The organism is Shewanella amazonensis SB2B (assembly GCF_000015245.1).
Taxonomy (GTDB): domain Bacteria; phylum Pseudomonadota; class Gammaproteobacteria; order Enterobacterales; family Shewanellaceae; genus Shewanella; species Shewanella amazonensis.
In genome coordinates this window covers 3,940,286-3,953,874 of sequence record NC_008700.1, presented here as the reverse complement: position 1 = coordinate 3,953,874, position 13,589 = coordinate 3,940,286, and the positions used below count along the sequence as shown (strand labels likewise).

Genomic DNA, 13,589 nt, shown 5'->3' with positions numbered 1-13,589 from the left:
CCTCTTTTAGCCCAAGTGCACACGGGTGGCAATCCTGCCTTATTCTGATGCGGCTTTTTGTAACCGCAAATGTCGGTTTGAAAGATTTTTGGGTGGCTTTTCGGGGGCGGGTTTACGCTCCAGCAACAGGTGCCGTATCGCCATGATAGGGTGGGGCAGTAACATTCTGGGGCCAGCATAACGCATGATTTGGCGCGCCAGCTCCCGGGGCTCTGGCTTGTAGCAATGCACTGGGCACTTGTTGCAGGTGGGTTTTTCCTGGCCGTAGGGGCAGCGGTCCAGCCGGGTCTTGGCGTATTCCATAAAGGCCTGACACTCGGTACAGGGTGTTTTGCCGCCATGATGGTCCCGGCAATAGATGGCGACCATGGCACAAATGGTGGCAAATTCCCGTCCCAGATTACCGCTCAAGCTGAAGGACTCTGACATGATTAATACCCAAGTAATTTACTTGGTTTTATCTTAGTCCCGGCGCCCGGCCAACTCAAAAGTGGATCGCCAAAGCATGAAGATGCGCACAAAAAGAGCCTTTGGACGTTGGTGGCAATTTTGATGTCCGGCATGGCGTGAAGTGGATAAATACTTGATTTAAACAGCTGAAATGCTCTAATAATAACCACTGCTCCCGGCGCCTGAAGCGGGCCGGACATTGGGGAATGGCGGCTCGGCTGCCAAGAGAAACAGGACACACACCATGAAATACGTCGTACTCTTCCTGCTGGTGCTGCTTGGGGTCTTCCTCTACAAACGCGCCAAGCGCCTGGCCAACGAAGAGCAACAGGTACACAAGACACGTACCTATGCGGGCCAAAGCGAGACATCCACAGCGGAGGTTGACGCTGCCAAGCCGGTTGAAGAAACGCCAAGCGAAGCTGTGGTTGCAGCAGAGCCTGAGGTTGCCACTGAGCCTGTGGTTGCCGCAGAGCCCGTGAAAAACACGCTGCCAGAGCCAGAGCCAGAGCCAGAGCCAGAGCCAGAGCCAGAGCCAGAGCCAGAGCCAGAGCCAGAGCCAGAGCCAGAGCCAGAGCCAGAGCCAGAGCCAGAGCCAGAGCCAGAGCCAGAGCCAGAGCCAGTCATAGAAACGCCTGCCCCGGTTGCCAAGGGAATTGCCGTGCCTGACTTTGCCAATGAAACCCTCGCCCGGGCCATCGGTGATATGATCAGCGCCACCACCGATGAGATGAAACATCAGCATCTGCTGGTGGCCGTGAATGAGTGTTACAAACAGCGCAAAGACGTCGCCTATCTGGGTTTTGGCGCCAGCCTGGCCGATGACTATGCCAAACTCGCCATCAAGGTGCTGGGCATGGGCAAGCCGTTAAAAGGCGTTGGCTTTATGCAGCTGTCGACTCTGCTCAATGATAAAGGCGACTTTAACGGTGCCATCGAGCTCTGTCGTCAGGCTGTTGATCATGGTCTGTCAGACGGCACTGTCACCGGTTTTGAAGGGCGTATTGCCCGTATCGAAAAGGCGCGCGACAAGGCCGCAGGCTAGTCACTGTGCCTTCGAGCAGGATAAAATAGAGGGCGGTGCATTTGGCACCGCCTTTTTTATTGGGAGATGCCCTTGTTACGCATCGCACTTGTGCCCCTTGTTGTCCTCTTGCTTGGCGCCTGTACTCAATCTGATCAGTGGACGCTGGCATTCAGGGCTGAGTCCTCTGATGCCCCCTGGCAATTCAGTGAGGTTGCCGGCCACTACCATACGCTCGAACAATGTCAGGCCAAGGGGGATGGACTCAAGCGCCTGAACGGCGACAAAGGCCAGTTCCAATGTGGGCAGCAATGCGAGGCCGAGCAGGGCCAGCTCAGCTGCGCTGTAATCGCCCCTTCGACACTTTCCCCAATGGTGCACGCCAACCAATGAACATCTATCAAGTCCGACTCGATAAAGAGGCCGTCAGTCTGGCCATTCGCGGTGATATCGACGTTGACCGCTTTGACGACTTTGCCGAACCCCTGGCCGTGGCTTTGGATTGCCGGGTACTTGAGCGCCAGTGGGGCGCCGACCGTCATCAGTGGCTGCTCGACTTTGAAGGCTGCCGCCTGTGGTTGAACTTTGAGTTCTACGGCGATGTAGCCTGGCTTGCCAGCGACAGAGAAGAGGACCTTGAGGTGCTGGAATTTCTCGCCAGCCTGCTGAAGCCCCTGATTAGGGAGGAGCAGCCATGAGCGCGGCCTTTCATTTTCACACCCTGACGCCGGACACCATACTCGATGCCATCGAGTCCGTGGGGGTTTACCCGGAAACCGGCCTGACGCCACTGAACAGTTTCGAAAACCGTGTTTATCAGTTTCGCTGCGATCGCGCCAATCGTTATGTGGCCAAGTTTTACCGACCACAGCGCTGGACTGATAAGCAAATACTGGAAGAGCACGCCTTTGCCTTTGAGTTGGCTGAGGCCGAAGTACCCCTGGCGGCGCCCGTGGTGATAGAAGGCCAGAGCCTGTTTCACTTTGAGGACTTTAGGTTTGCGCTTTTCCCGTCCATCGGTGGGCGCCAGTTCGAGATGGATAATCTTGACCAACTGGATGCCGTTGGCCACTTTATCGGTCGTCTGCATCAGGTGGGTAAAGCCGGGCATTTCAGCGAGCGCGAAACCCTGTCTTCGGCCATGGCCAGGGATGCCTTGCAGGTACTGCTGGCCTCTCCCCACGTGCCGCACTCCCTGATGGCAGACTTTGCCGCTGCAGGGCAGGCGCTGGTGAGTGCCATTGAGTCGGCCTGGATAAAGACAGACATCCTGCGTCTCCATGGCGATCTGCATCCGGGCAATATTCTATGGACCCCTGATGGTCCGGGGTTTGTTGATCTGGACGATGCCCGCAGTGGCCCGGCGGTACAGGACCTGTGGATGATGCTTGCAGGCGATGACAACGAGCGCCGCATGCAGCTCGATACCCTGCTGGGGGCCTATGAGGAATTTTGTGAATTCGACACCAGAGAGTTGGCGCTGATAGAACCCCTGCGGGGATTGCGTATGCTCAGCCACATGGCGTGGATCAGTCGCCGCTGGGATGACCCGGCCTTTCCCATGTACTTTCCGTGGTTTGCCGAGGATGCTTATTGGCAGCGGCAAATTCGCGACATGCAGGCGCAGGTGGCGCAAATTGCCGAGCCACCCCTGAGTTTGCAGCCTTTTTGACGTGTTTTGTAACACAAAGTTGAACTAGGGGCTTGAGATGGCATCAAAAAGCGTATTAGTTTAGGCATCGCCCAATGAGATTTGGTCCACCGGACCCGCTAAGCAAGGAAATAACATGAAAAAAGCACTCTTGATGGCAGCTGCGCTGCTGGTTGCTCCCCTGATGTCCATGGCCGCCGATTTCAAAGAAGGTGTGCATTACGAAGTCATTAACGAAGGTCCTGGCAGTGCCAAGCCCGAAATCACCGAGTTTTTCTCTTTCTACTGCCCACACTGCTACAACTTCTCCAAAACAGTTGTTCCCATGATCGAAGCCAAAAAGCCTGAAGGTGTTGCCTTCAATCAGGCTCACGTTGACTTTATCGGCCGTGAAATGGGCCCGGAAATGTCACGCGCCTTCGCCGTGGCGCATCAGCTGAAAGTCGAAAAGAAAATGGAAAAGGCCCTGTTTGCCGCTATCCACGACAAAAAGCAGCACTTCACCACCCGTGACGACGTGCGTGCCCTGTTTGTGGCCAATGGTGTGGATGGCAAAGACTTCGATTCTGCTGCCAACTCCTTTATGGTGAACGCCCAGATGTCGAAGATGAAGCGTGATACCGAAAACGCCAAGCTGTCCGGTGTGCCTTCCCTGGTGGTTAACGGCAAGTACAAGGTACTGACCGATTCCATCAAGAGCTACGAAGAAATGCTGGATATCGCTTTCTACCTGGCTACCAAAAAGGACTGAGTTTAAACACTCAACGAAAAAAGCGCCCCAGAGGCGCTTTTTTTATCCCCCAAAGGGGCTCAGAGAGGGGGCTCAGGCCGTAAGTCGATGAAAACCCTGAGTCAAAAAAAAACCGTACTCCCTGGTCGCAAGAAGCACGGCATAGAGCCATTTGGCTCAGTTTTACCCTGAGTAACGCGACAAATGTAGCAATAAGTCAGAAGCTTGGCAAGCGCCAGAGAATTGACGTGATAAAAAAGTATCCGTTCGGCCAAGAGGTAAATCAGCAGCTTACGTAAGGTGAATGGGGAAATTGGAAATTTCTGTTGTACCGGATGAAACTCGGCTGCTAAAACTGGTGTCCAATTGATGTGTTCATTAAAAATAAAACAATAAAGGAGGGTCTTGTGAGGGTTTTTCCTGTGTATGCTCCCAAGCTCATCGTCAAACACGTACGGATTTTTTTGACGGGCGCAATCTGGGTTAAGGACCTGGGAAGGCTGGAGTTTGAAAAGGGAAGATTTTTACTGCCCAGAAAGAGCCTGCCTCAGGTTAAGCAGGCGATTCTGGAATTGAATGAGCTAATAGAAGCTCAAAATCAAGAGGTCAAAACGGCCTGATAGATCAGTCAACCTGGTTGCTCAGCAAACCAACAAGACCAGTGATCTTGTCATTCCAGGAGCTCAGCTCCTGCTTAAGCTGATGGTTTTGCTCCGCCAGGTTGGCCGCTTTCTCTTTCTCTTCGTCGAGTTCAAGTTTCAACAGCTCAATGGTTTCCAGGGCGGTCTGGATTTTGGTTTCCAGTTGGGACAATAATTCGAGGCTCATGGGAAAGGTCCTGTAAAGGTTCTGGATGGAGCCCAGATTCTAGCAGGCTCATGGCGCCGGACCTAGCGCTAATAAGCATTTTCACGCTTTCTGACATCCGTTTTCAGCCGGTTCTCCTCTTTGCCATATTCCCCGCGGCAGTTATGCTGACACTATCCGACAGACGCTGCGAATGGATGTGACTGACTTGCTGGAACTTATTCCTCTGATACTAACCCTGGTGCTGGCTTTGCTGCTCAGGCGCACACTTATTGCACTTGGCGCAGGCGTTGTGCTGGGCGCGTTGATTCTGAATGATTTTTCACCGGTAACCAGCCTTAAATACCTACTTAATACCCTGACGTCGCAGTTTTATCAGCAGAGCCAATGGCAGTGGTGGCATCTCAACGTGCTCTTTGCCATGTTGCTGCTGGGGATAATGACCAGTTTGCTGGGCCGAAGCGGCGCCGTGGACGAGTTTGGCCACTGGCTGTCGGCACGGGTGCACAGTCGCCGTCAGGCCAGAATGGGTATCATTGGCCTGGGTTTTCTGGTGTTTATCGACGGTATCTTCAGCTGTTTGGCCGTGGGCAGTGTCGGGCGCCCTATTGCGCGCCAATATGGCATGTCACCGGCGCAGCTCTCCTACATGGTCGACACCACTGCGTCTCCCTTATGCTCACTGGTGCCCGTGGCCAGCTGGGGCCCCTATGTGATGGCGCTTTTGGCCGCTATCAGCTTTTTGCCTGTCTCGGCGCTGGACGCCTTTATCGCCATCGCCTCTGTTAATTTTTATGCGGTATCGGCCCTGGTACTGGTGGGGCTGGGCAGCCTCTTTAACTGGGGGTGGTCTGAGCATGCCGTGGATGCTACAGAGCAGGCTGCTGGTGTTGATAATGCCCATCAACAAGCACAGCGGCCGAAAACCCCTTCTCCCTGGCCACTGATGCTGCCCCTGCTGGGGTTGCTGGTTGGGGCCTTGGCGTTCACCCTGGCCTCAGGCGTCACACTGGCCAAGGAGCCGGGCATGGCTGCCTGGCTGGCAGCTGCGGATGTAGGTGCTGCCATGCGCAATGCCAGTTTGACGGCAGTGGTGCTGGCGGCCTTGATGGCGCTTTGGTGTGGGCGCGGGCTGCATCCACTGATGATAGATATGTTGGTGGGGCTCAGGTCCATGGCGCTGGCGGTGGGCATTTTGCTGCTTACCTGGATGATAGGCGCTCTTATCAAAGATCTGGGCAGCGCCGCGCGCATTTCGGCCCTCGCCAATGATCTCTTGTCACCCAGTCTGCTGCTTGCCGGCATCTTTGCCCTCTGCGCCATTATGGCCTTTGCCACCGGCACCAGTTGGGGCACCTTTGCCATCATGATCCCCCTCTGTGCTCAGGTGGCGCAGGGCATGGCCCCTGAGCTTTTGTTACCTGCGCTGGCCGCGGTGATGGCAGGCTCTGTGTTTGGTGACCACTGCTCGCCGATATCCGACACCAGTATTCTCAGTGCCACCGCCAGTGGTGCGGCCGTACATGAGCACGTGACCACCCAGTTGCCCTTTGCCCTGATAGCGGCCATCGCGGCCTTGTGTGGCTTTCAGCTGCTTAATCTGGGGGCGTCCTGGTGGCTGGCCTGGGCAATGACGCTGATGGTGGGAATTGGGCTGCTGTTGCTTTGGCAGCTTAAGCAAAGCAGTGGAAATTTACTCAAGCAGGATGGACAGGCTTAGCCAGCGCCGGGATGTGCGGCTACAATCCCGTCTTTTACGATGGAGAACCCCATGAGCATCATTCGAATGGATACAGGCGCTCGCATGAGCAGCATTGTGATACATCAGGGCACAGTGTACCTCTGTGGTCAGGTGGCCAAAGACAAGCTGACCGACATCCGCACCCAGACCCAAACCATGCTGGAAGAAGTGGACACCCTGCTGAGCCAGGCGGGCAGCAGCCGTGAGCATCTGCTGAGCTGCACCATCTATCTGAAAAATATGGCCGACTACGATGCCATGAATGAAGTGTGGGATGCCTGGGTACCCAAAGGGCATGCCCCGGCAAGGGCCTGTGTGGAAGCCGCCATCGCCGAGCCCGAGTATCTGGTAGAAATTTCTGTGGTCGCGGCCCAGAAGGCCTGAAGTTAACCTATCAGTACCCGACCGAACTCGGCGCCCTCGATATCCGGGGTGATGGCGATGATGCGGTCGAGTCTGATGGCCCTGTGGGAAGTGGCGGTTTCTATCAGCAGCCACTCGCTCTTGTCGGCGCGGGTCTCTGTGGTCACCGCCCGCCCGTGAATGCGCCCCTCATCTTTGAGCTCCAGCAGCAGCGGATACCTGCGGATACAGGCCAGTTCCAGCACATCATAGCGGTCGCAGGCAATACGTTGATAATCTTGCATAAAACTCCATGAATAGCATCTGGTGGCAGACGGCGTCGATTTAACCTTAGTGAGTTAAACGTATTTTTCAAGTCAGCCGCTGAAATCCGCTGCGGGGCGGCAAGGTCTTACTCCATATCCGCTGACGTTGGAGTGTTCACCTTGAAAGCCATGTTCCTATTTGGCCTGCTGCTGATCTTGCCTGTTGCTGCGCCGATAGCGGCCTTTGAGTTTGAAGCGAAAAGCCAGGGCACTGAGCCCAACATCATTGAACTCTACACCTCACAGGGCTGCAGTAGTTGCCCACCGGCCGAGGCCTGGTTGTCCGGTCTGGCGAATGAGACCGGGCTGTGGCGCAGTCTCTTTCCGCTGGCCTTTCATGTCAGTTACTGGGATTACCTTGGCTGGAAAGACCCCTTCGCTGACCCTGCCCACGGCAAGCGCCAATATGCCCACTGGAATCGTAAACACAGTAATGGGGTGTACACACCGCAAATCTTTATTGGCGGGTGGGAATGGCGCGGCGGTGAGGTGTCATCAACCGGGGCGGGGCCGTTCTGGGTAAAGCTTGATGGACAGCGGCTGCAGGCACGCTTTAACGGGCAGGCCGATACCCTGCATCTGGCGGTGGTTGGTATGGGGCTGGTCAGCGCAATCGCCCGTGGAGAAAATCGTGATAAGCGGCTCACACAGGACTTTGTGGTGCTGCAACACTGGCAATTCAAGGGCACAGCCGCTGACTCAGGCGTCCATTTCACGGAGGCATTTGAGCTGATATCCCGGCCTGAATGGCAGCAGGCGAGCCGCCTTGCGCTGGTTGTCTGGGTGGAAGACAAGTCGCTGCCGCTGCAGGCCCTTGGGGATTGGATACTGCCTTGAGCTTGTCAGTGCCTGCGGTTTGTGTTCTTTTATGGCATTCAATTGATTGGCTTTTTCAGGGAGGATGCCAGAGTGAAACTGGTGATGGTGCATGGCTGGAGCGTCACAGATACCCGGGTGTATGGGGGCTTGCCTGAGGCGCTGGCTCGCTTTGCCCCTGAATCGCTGGCGCTGGATATCGAGCACATCTTTCTGGGCCGCTATATCAGCTTCAATGACGAGGTGCGCATTACGGATGTGGCGGATGCGTTCGAGCGCGCGAGGCAGGAGCGTTTGCAGGATGAACGCTTTGCCGTAGTGACCCATTCCACCGGCGCGCCGGTTATCCGCACCTGGCTTGCCCGCTACTATGCTGCATTGCCTCAGGGCGAGCAGGGGCAAAAGGCACTGAACCAATGTCCGCTGAGCCACCTGATTATGCTTGCCCCCGCCAACCATGGCTCGGCACTGGCGCAGCTGGGTAAATCCCGCCTTGGGCGGCTCAAATCCTGGTTTGATGGGGTAGAGCCGGGGCAGCAAATCCTCGACTGGCTGGAGCTGGGCAGCCAGGGGCAACATCAACTGAGCCGCTACTGGCTCAGCCAGAACCCCGTGGCCGATGGTCTGTATCCCTTTGTGATAAGTGGCGAAACCATCGACAGTAACCTCTATGACTTCCTCAACAGTTACACTGCCGAGCCGGGCAGCGATGGTGTCGTTCGCCTCGCCGGCGCCAATCTCAACTATCGCAGCCTTGAACTTGCCGAAACCCCAACCCTGGACGATACCGGCCGGGCTGAGCTGTCCATCACGGCCGATGTCATGGCGCCCGCCTGTGGCTTTGAAGTGCTGCCAAGGGCCAGCCACAGCGGCAACAAGCTTGGGATCATGACCTCGGTCAATGGTCGCTCGCCAAAGCCCAAACCTGTGGTCAGCCGTATCCTGCAATGTTTGCAGGTGGGGTCGGCCGGGGATTACAGCGCCCTTTGCCAGAAAATGGCTGACAGCCGCCCCAGAACCGGCCCGCGCTTTACCCAACTGGTGGTGCGGCTGTGGGACAACGAAGGTGAGCCCATCCGCGACTTCGATTTTTTGCTGCTGGCAGGGCCTGACTACGACCCCGGTAAGCTGCCTAAAGGCTTTTTTCAGGACAGACAAAAAAATCAGCGCAGTGGCAATGCCCTGACCCTCTACCTGAACCATGACCGCATGCTGAAAACCGCCCAAGGCTGCTGGGGTTTTCGCATTATTCCCCGCCCGGACAGGGGGCTTGCTCACTATCGGCAAGTGGAGTTTCGCTGCGCCGGACACCTTGCCGACTACCTTGTGGCCGACCAGACCCTGATGTTGGATGTGCACCTGACACGGCATCTTCATCCCCATGTATTCAGCCTGACCGGTGCAAATGAACAGGGGGACTTCAGACAGCTGGCAGAGGTTTAACCTGATGTAAGCGCTTTAACGATATCTTTGTCGGCGACCGCTTGTGTTTGCCATGGATTGTGCGTATAACAGGCCTTTGTGATACAAAAGTGTTACAAATGTAATAAAAAATAATAACAAGGTCTGTATGGCGTTTGACTGTTCCATCAGATGACCGCTTTGAATATGCACAGGAGTAAGCAATGCAATCCATTTACAAACCACTGGCCGCGGCTGTGACTCTGGCGCTTTGTTCTGGCGCTTATGCTGCCGAACAAGAGCGCTATATCGTTAAGTTTAAAGAAGGCAAGGGCCCGAGCGTGATGGCTCAGCTGAAGTCTCAGGGTGGCAAGATGGCGCTGGATCTGAGCAGCCACAATGCCGCTGCCTTTACCCTGCCAGCCAAGGCCCTGAAAGGCCTCGAAAACAATCCCAACGTGGAATACGTTGAAGTGGATGCCAAGCGCTATCCTCTGGGTCAGGTTGTGCCTTACGGTATCCCCATGGTGCAGGCCGATCTGCTGAGCGACGCCGCCACCTCCAACACCACAGTGTGTATCATCGACTCTGGTTATGAGCTGGCCCACGAAGATCTGGCCGGTAACCAGGTAACAGGCACCAACGATGCCGGCACCGGCAACTGGTTCACCGACGAAAATCACCACGGTACCCACGTGGCAGGTACCATCGCCGCCCTGAACAACAACACAGGCGTGGTGGGTGTCAACCCCAACGGCAACCTCAACCTGCACATCATCAAGGTATTCAATGCCGATGGTTGGGGCTACTCTTCTTCTCTGGTGTCGGCGCTGAACAAGTGTGAGCAGGCCGGTGCCAAGGTAATCAACATGAGCCTGGGTGGCAGCCGTTCAAGCCGCACCGAAGACTCGGCCTTTGCCGCCGCTGAAAGCCGTGGCGTACTGTCTATCGCTGCTGCCGGTAACGATGGCAACACCCGTCACTCTTACCCAGCCTCTTACAACTCTGTGGTATCTGTTGCTGCCATCGACAGCAACAAGGTGGTTGCCGACTTCTCCCAAAAGACCAGCCAGGTTGAACTCTCTGGTCCTGGCGTAGGCGTGCTCTCTTCTGTGCCAACCGGCACGGCTCTGGTTGCCAGCACCACAGTGGCTGGCACAGGTTATGAAGCCATAGGCATGGAAGGTTCACCCACTGGCGATGCCTCTGGCATGTTGGCCGACTGCGGTACCGGCGAGACAGCCTGTAACGCCAATGGTCAGGTGTGCCTTATCCAGCGCGGCGTGATCTCCTTCGCCGAGAAGGTGCAGGCCTGTGAAAACGGCGGCGGTGTTGCGGCCATCATCTACAACAACGTATCCGGTGCCCTGAACGGCACCATGGGCGGCGTGGCCACCTCTATCCCATCTGTGGGTGTGAGTGACGTAGACGGCGCGGCCATGCTGGCTCAGGTGGGCAGCAACGCCAGCGTCAGCATCGGCGCCGGTAACTATGCCTACTTCGACGGCACCTCCATGGCCACCCCACACGTAGCCGGTGTGGCTGCGCTGGTATGGAGCCATTTCCCTCAGTGTTCCAACACCCAAATCCGTGCGGCGCTGCGTGCCACTGCCGAAGATCTGGGCGTAGCCGGTCGTGATGATTCCTACGGTTATGGTCTGGTGAAAGCCAAAGACGCCGTGGATTACCTGACCACCTATGGCTGCGACGGTCAGAGCAGCGGCGGCGGCAATACAGGCGGTACCTGTAAGGGCCGTAACTGTAAGTAAGCCTTAGCCTTAGAGTTAAAAATGCCGGTCACCGACCGGCTTTTTTTATTCGCCTTTAATGGCGATTACAAAGTGCTCGGTTTCGCCGCGGGTTACTGTGTGATGCTGCCACAGCGGCTTAAGTCCCTGCGCACTCAGTTGCGAGTCTATGCCCTCGGCAGTGTGGCCCTGACGCCACACGCTGTCGCCGTGGCTGTTGGTTTGGCTGTGGGGAGTGGTGTCGCACTCGATAAAACTCAGATACATAAGGCCTCCCTTCGCCAGTTTGGCGGCGCAGTCCTGTAACAACTGCGCGGCGCTTTGGCTATCGAGATAAGGCAAACCAAAGGCACAGGCAATTACGTCAAACTCGCCCGCAAGCCGTGAGGTATCGCGAAGATCAAGACAATGGAACTCGCCATCGGGCAGCGCGGCTTTGGCCAGCGACAGCATACGTGGCGATAAGTCGGTACCCGTGATGGCAAGGTGGGGGAAACGTGACTTGAGATGCAGGCTCAAGGTACCCGGGCCGCAGGCTAAATCCAACAAGCGCGTGTGGCCAGAACACATCATATCGGCCAGTACATCGAAGGTGGCGAGGTAAGCTGGCAGTGCCACAAAGGCGTCTTTGTAGGCCCTGGCATGTTTGTCGAAGGTGGTAACGGTTTGCGCGGTTTCGGCGGCGCTGATGTGGCCTGACATAATGTGCTCCCTAGCTGATGCGGCTCCATTCGCGGTTTTGCCTTTGTCAGCATGGTGCTTAAAGGCTTGAGTGCAAAACGTAAGCAATAAAAAAAGACCGGCAGGGCCGGTCTTTGTTTTTGGCATATTTTCAGTGGTCTGGCAATTGGATATGGCCCGGTTAGAGGTTGCGCTCGCGGGGATGGTCGTTGTGACGCTCGCGCTGTGGCTGAGGGCGTTCCCGCTGGGGCTGCTGATGCTCGCGGGGCTGTTGACGTTGCTGGCGGGCATCGTGCTGCGCCTCGCGCTGGCGTTCACGCTGGACTTGTTGCTCCCGTGGCTGGGCTGGCTGAGCATCACGTTGACGCTCCTGGAACTGCTGGCGCTCGCGCTGCGGTTCGCGCTGCTCGAATCCACGCTGTTGCGGCTGGCTGCGCTCACGGCTCTCCATGCGTTCACGATTGTCCATGCGCTCACGGCTGTCTGCCCGCTCACGGCTGTTCAGCTGCTGACGCAACTCACGGTCATGGGATTGATGGCCCATGTCCCGCTCGCGGGAGCTATTGCCCACGTCCCGTTCACGGGAACTGTTGCCATTGTTTTCAAAGCGGCGTTCGCTGCTGTTCATACGGGCCTTGAACTCCTGCTCGCGGCTTTGGCTGAGCTCACGTGAGCGTACCTGTGGATTGTGCTGCTGCGACACAACGCGGCTGTACTCATCATGGCGTCTGTGGTCGCGCTCAATCCGGCTGGGCGTGCTCACATTAAAGCGCTGACGGACATCGGCGCTGCGGTAGGCCACACCGTGGCGATGGCCCGGGTCATGGCGCCAGCGCTGGGCGCCCTGGCTGATGGCGTACCTTGGCTCCGGTGGGCGGCGATAGTGATGATGGTGATGCACTATCACGTGTCTGTCGTACCAATGGAAATTGGAAAAGTAAAAGTTAAAGGAGATGCTGATACCCGAATGCCAGCCAAAGTGACGATGGTAGCTCACATAGCCGGGGAAGGGCGCCCAGTACACAGGTGGATAGCGGTTCCAGCGCCAGTGACCATACACCACGCGTGGGTCGTAGTAAGGCACATAGATGATTTCAGGGCTGGGCGACTCGATAATGATTTGCGTCGGCTGGCGTTTCACCACCAGATTATCGCCGCCGTCCAGATTACCGGCGCGGTCGGCCTCCCGGCGCAGCATCTGTATGCTGTCCAGCACCGCCTCTTCATCGGCGAGGAAGGCATCCCCCAGATCCCGTGTCCAGTTGAGGTCATCACTCATGCGCTCCAGCACATTGGGGAAGGCAATCAGCGCGGTGACGCTGGGATCCCAGCCCTGCTTCTCGGCCTTATCCATCAGCTTCTTATCGCCAAGCTTGCGATTTTTCTCGCGCCAGCGTTGGGCTTCCACCACTTCCAGCGGATAGCTGGAGGCAATCAGGATATGGGTCAGCAGGGTATCTGGGTAAAGGGCAATGGGTGCCAGCAGCCGTGCCAGCTCAGCTTCGCTGAAGCGCTCGGCGCGGATACTGCTGCTGTATTCACTCGGCTCAGCCTGGGCCACCGAGGTGCAGCCGGAAAACAGGGGCAAACACATCAGGGCCGACACAAGTTGTATTCTGATAGACCTGTTCATAGGGCCTCCTTGATTGTTTCACACGGGCATGATGCCAGTTTGATTACAGGCTACATGGCCGAAGATGAACGAAGGCTGAAGAGTGTATTCTGAGTGCAGAATGTACTTTTTTTGTAAAACCCTGCGGGTTTTGTCGCTTTGCAAGCGACGGAAGGTCGAAGCCTTCCAGGCTTCACCTGGGCAGAAGGCTTTGCGCGCCCAAAGCCCTCTGCACTCCAAAGGGCGCCCCAACCGACACT

The 13,589-nt window shown here is 56.5% G+C and carries 16 protein-coding genes; 11 read left to right on the top strand and 5 right to left on the bottom strand.

Going from position 1 to position 13,589, the window contains the following annotated elements; translation table 11 throughout:
* Window positions 1-39: 39 nt before the first annotated feature.
* Complete coding sequence (locus SAMA_RS17325) at window positions 40-429, bottom strand: nitrous oxide-stimulated promoter family protein (protein ID WP_011761433.1); 390 nt, start codon at window positions 427-429, stop codon at window positions 40-42.
* A gap of 265 nt (window positions 430-694) precedes the next feature.
* Between SAMA_RS17325 and SAMA_RS19645 the strand changes: the two genes are divergently transcribed.
* The 6 genes from SAMA_RS19645 to SAMA_RS17295 all read left to right on the top strand — a co-directional run bounded on the left by SAMA_RS19645 (window position 695) and on the right by SAMA_RS17295 (window position 4,475).
* Entirely contained in the window at window positions 695-1,495 is an 801-nt protein-coding gene (locus SAMA_RS19645) for a hypothetical protein (protein WP_011761432.1), read from the top strand.
* Window positions 1,496-1,567: 72 nt separating this feature from the next.
* Window positions 1,568-1,867: a hypothetical protein gene (locus SAMA_RS19470; protein ID WP_198134288.1), complete on the top strand. Its 300-nt coding sequence runs from the start codon at window positions 1,568-1,570 to the stop codon at window positions 1,865-1,867.
* Window positions 1,864-2,172 (top strand): DUF3630 family protein, encoded by a 309-nt coding sequence (locus SAMA_RS17310; protein WP_011761430.1) that lies wholly within the window; start codon window positions 1,864-1,866, stop codon window positions 2,170-2,172. Before SAMA_RS19470 ends, SAMA_RS17310 begins: the two co-directional genes overlap by 4 nt.
* Window positions 2,169-3,146, top strand: coding sequence for a serine/threonine protein kinase (locus SAMA_RS17305; RefSeq protein ID WP_011761429.1), 978 nt, complete (start codon window positions 2,169-2,171; stop codon window positions 3,144-3,146). Before SAMA_RS17310 ends, SAMA_RS17305 begins: the two co-directional genes overlap by 4 nt.
* Window positions 3,147-3,261: 115 nt before the next feature.
* Window positions 3,262-3,876, top strand: a complete 615-nt coding sequence (locus tag SAMA_RS17300) for a thiol:disulfide interchange protein DsbA/DsbL (RefSeq protein ID WP_011761428.1) — start codon at window positions 3,262-3,264, stop codon at window positions 3,874-3,876.
* 386 nt (window positions 3,877-4,262) lie between these two features.
* Complete coding sequence (locus tag SAMA_RS17295; RefSeq protein ID WP_041409936.1) at window positions 4,263-4,475, top strand: DUF1107 domain-containing protein; 213 nt, start codon at window positions 4,263-4,265, stop codon at window positions 4,473-4,475.
* Window positions 4,476-4,479: 4 nt separating this feature from the next.
* Here SAMA_RS17295 and SAMA_RS17290 read toward each other — a convergent pair whose 3' ends face one another.
* On the bottom strand, window positions 4,480-4,683 hold the full coding sequence (locus SAMA_RS17290) for a cell division protein ZapB (RefSeq protein WP_011761426.1): 204 nt from the start codon (window positions 4,681-4,683) through the stop codon (window positions 4,480-4,482).
* Between the two features lie 172 nt (window positions 4,684-4,855).
* Here SAMA_RS17290 and SAMA_RS17285 point away from each other — a divergent pair, with 172 nt between their 5' ends.
* Together SAMA_RS17285 and SAMA_RS17280 are read left to right on the top strand one after the other, a co-directional pair.
* On the top strand, window positions 4,856-6,382 hold the full coding sequence (locus tag SAMA_RS17285) for a Na+/H+ antiporter NhaC family protein (protein WP_011761425.1): 1,527 nt from the start codon (window positions 4,856-4,858) through the stop codon (window positions 6,380-6,382).
* Between the two features lie 51 nt (window positions 6,383-6,433).
* Window positions 6,434-6,787, top strand: a complete 354-nt coding sequence (locus SAMA_RS17280; RefSeq protein ID WP_011761424.1) for a RidA family protein — start codon at window positions 6,434-6,436, stop codon at window positions 6,785-6,787.
* Window positions 6,788-6,789: 2 nt separating this feature from the next.
* Here the strand turns inward: SAMA_RS17280 and SAMA_RS17275 are convergent, their stop codons facing one another.
* Entirely contained in the window at window positions 6,790-7,050 is a 261-nt protein-coding gene (locus SAMA_RS17275) for a Rho-binding antiterminator (RefSeq protein ID WP_011761423.1), read from the bottom strand.
* A 150-nt stretch (window positions 7,051-7,200) separates the two neighbouring features.
* Here SAMA_RS17275 and SAMA_RS17270 point away from each other — a divergent pair, with 150 nt between their 5' ends.
* From SAMA_RS17270 to SAMA_RS17260, 3 genes are all read left to right on the top strand, one after another.
* The gene (locus tag SAMA_RS17270) at window positions 7,201-7,908 is read left to right on the top strand and encodes a DUF1223 domain-containing protein (RefSeq protein WP_232280562.1); all 708 of its coding nucleotides are present in this window, start codon (window positions 7,201-7,203) and stop codon (window positions 7,906-7,908) included.
* Window positions 7,909-7,980: 72 nt separating this feature from the next.
* On the top strand, window positions 7,981-9,330 hold the full coding sequence (locus SAMA_RS17265; RefSeq protein ID WP_011761421.1) for an esterase/lipase family protein: 1,350 nt from the start codon (window positions 7,981-7,983) through the stop codon (window positions 9,328-9,330).
* Window positions 9,331-9,512: 182 nt separating this feature from the next.
* On the top strand, window positions 9,513-11,057 hold the full coding sequence (locus tag SAMA_RS17260) for a S8 family serine peptidase (RefSeq protein WP_011761420.1): 1,545 nt from the start codon (window positions 9,513-9,515) through the stop codon (window positions 11,055-11,057).
* A 45-nt stretch (window positions 11,058-11,102) separates the two neighbouring features.
* On the opposite strand, the gene SAMA_RS19230 is transcribed toward SAMA_RS17260, so the two are convergent.
* Window positions 11,103-11,738 carry a class I SAM-dependent DNA methyltransferase gene (locus tag SAMA_RS19230; RefSeq protein ID WP_011761419.1) on the bottom strand — a complete coding sequence of 212 codons (636 nt, stop codon included), beginning with the start codon at window positions 11,736-11,738 and terminating at the stop codon, window positions 11,103-11,105.
* A 160-nt stretch (window positions 11,739-11,898) separates the two neighbouring features.
* Complete coding sequence (locus SAMA_RS17250) at window positions 11,899-13,350, bottom strand: DUF3300 domain-containing protein (protein ID WP_011761418.1); 1,452 nt, start codon at window positions 13,348-13,350, stop codon at window positions 11,899-11,901.
* Window positions 13,351-13,589: the final 239 nt, after the last annotated feature.

Coding starts and splice junctions, on each gene's coding strand:
- SAMA_RS17260 (WP_011761420.1), top strand. CDS start 9,513: ATGCAATCCATTTACAAACCACTGGCCGCGGCTGTGACTCTGGCGCTT.
- SAMA_RS17250 (WP_011761418.1), bottom strand. CDS start 13,350: ATGAACAGGTCTATCAGAATACAACTTGTGTCGGCCCTGATGTGTTTG.
- SAMA_RS17300 (WP_011761428.1), top strand. CDS start 3,262: ATGAAAAAAGCACTCTTGATGGCAGCTGCGCTGCTGGTTGCTCCCCTG.
- SAMA_RS17325 (WP_011761433.1), bottom strand. CDS start 429: ATGTCAGAGTCCTTCAGCTTGAGCGGTAATCTGGGACGGGAATTTGCC.
- SAMA_RS17280 (WP_011761424.1), top strand. CDS start 6,434: ATGAGCATCATTCGAATGGATACAGGCGCTCGCATGAGCAGCATTGTG.
- SAMA_RS17305 (WP_011761429.1), top strand. CDS start 2,169: ATGAGCGCGGCCTTTCATTTTCACACCCTGACGCCGGACACCATACTC.
- SAMA_RS17285 (WP_011761425.1), top strand. CDS start 4,856: ATGGATGTGACTGACTTGCTGGAACTTATTCCTCTGATACTAACCCTG.
- SAMA_RS17310 (WP_011761430.1), top strand. CDS start 1,864: ATGAACATCTATCAAGTCCGACTCGATAAAGAGGCCGTCAGTCTGGCC.
- SAMA_RS17290 (WP_011761426.1), bottom strand. CDS start 4,683: ATGAGCCTCGAATTATTGTCCCAACTGGAAACCAAAATCCAGACCGCC.
- SAMA_RS19230 (WP_011761419.1), bottom strand. CDS start 11,738: ATGTCAGGCCACATCAGCGCCGCCGAAACCGCGCAAACCGTTACCACC.
- SAMA_RS19645 (WP_011761432.1), top strand. CDS start 695: ATGAAATACGTCGTACTCTTCCTGCTGGTGCTGCTTGGGGTCTTCCTC.
- SAMA_RS17275 (WP_011761423.1), bottom strand. CDS start 7,050: ATGCAAGATTATCAACGTATTGCCTGCGACCGCTATGATGTGCTGGAA.
- SAMA_RS17270 (WP_232280562.1), top strand. CDS start 7,201: ATGTTCCTATTTGGCCTGCTGCTGATCTTGCCTGTTGCTGCGCCGATA.